Raw genomic sequence first — 1,565 nt, forward strand, 5'->3', positions numbered from 1 at the left:
ATAATCAGATTAAACTCCATGCATATTTTCGTTTATGTGATAAACGACGGCAAAATACAAGAGGATTACTATGGAACTTTAAGCGGGCAATATTTTGTCGATCAATATCTTGATGAGATTTCTGAATATGATATTTTGCGAAATATACCGGGAACCCATACCCCGGAAGGCAGTGTTTCCGTCGGAGACTTTAACGGAGACGGCATAGACGAAATTTTTCGTTATCTGTATATAAAGGAACTGGGCCATATCATCGACATTTTTCATTATGAGCCGCAAAGAAAAGGATTTGTGTTCTGCAGAATCCGTTACAAAATCATCGATCTAAAAAAAGGGCCGGCGCCCGTGGAATTTTTAACATATAAGGGAAAGTACGGGTTAAAAGTTTTTTATTCAAATATCGAGGAAAAAGACGGGCCGCGGTGGATTCCCGATCCCGATCCGAAAAATGACAAATGGATATTTTTCTCATGGGACGAGGCTCAAAGAACGTATGTGGAAGCGGGCGAATATAAAGAATGATGTTCTAACTGGCTTGAAATCAAGCGGTTTTTTCTATACTATTAAAGAAGGAGTAAACCATGATGCTTACAGAATTGGGCGCGCCCATCGCCGATTTAGCCAAGAAAGTCAACGAAACATGGAGGCGTCTTTGAAGACGCCGAATTTGCAAGGCGTATAACCGAAATAGAGGCAAAAACCGCAGAGCCGGGCTTCTGGAACAATCAGGAAACGGTTGAAAAAACGATGGCTTCCCTTAAAAGCCTGAAAAACCGTTATGAACCGTGGAAGGCGCTTCGCGAAGAAACCATCGATTTGCAAACCCTCCATGAACTCGCCATGGAAGCTAAAGACGAGAACGAAACAGCCGGTATAGAAAACTCACTTAAAAATTTAACCGCAAAATACGAAAAACATAATTTGTTCGAACTCATGGCCGGCGAAATGGACAAGAACGCTTGCTTTCTTACCGTCCATTCGGGAGCCGGCGGCACTGAAGCCTGCGACTGGACGCAGATGCTCTACCGCATGTACCTTCGCTGGGCGGAACAAAAGGGCTTTTCCGTCGAGGAAGTCGACCAGCAGGAGGCGGAAGGGGGGCTTAAATCCGCCACTTGCAAAATTGACGGGGAGTACGCTTACGGTTATCTGAAAGGCGAATCGGGCATTCACCGGCTTGTCAGGATAAGCCCGTTCGACGCGAACGCGCGCAGGCATACTTCTTTCGCTTCCGTTTACCTTTTTCCCGTTATTGATGATACAATAGAAGTTGACATAAGACCCGAAGATCTGCGCGTCGACACCTACCGTTCGGGCGGCGCAGGCGGCCAGCACGTGAACAAGACGGACAGCGCGGTACGTTTTACGCACCTGCCAACGGGCATAGTCGTAGCCTGCCAGAACGAGCGCAGTCAGATTAAAAACCGCGCCATCGCCATGAGCATGCTTAAAGCGCGGCTTTATGAACACTACAGGCAGGAGAAAGAAAAAGAGAACGCCAAGTTTTCACAGGAAAAAAAAGACATATCCTGGGGACACCAGATAAGGTCTTATGTGTTTCAGCC

The 1,565-nt window shown here is 46.5% G+C and carries 1 protein-coding gene and 1 pseudogene; both read left to right on the top strand.

All coding sequences use genetic code 11. From position 1 onward, the window contains the following. Positions 1-522: hypothetical protein (locus ACYVTD_RS12500; RefSeq protein WP_461248083.1), on the top strand; the 522-nt coding region annotated here is incomplete at its 5' end. Between the two features lie 59 nt (positions 523-581). Beyond that, positions 582-1,565 (top strand): annotated as a pseudogene (prfB, locus tag ACYVTD_RS12505) (peptide chain release factor 2); the annotation flags it as partial.

Source organism: Treponema sp. R6D11 (genome assembly GCF_054786075.1).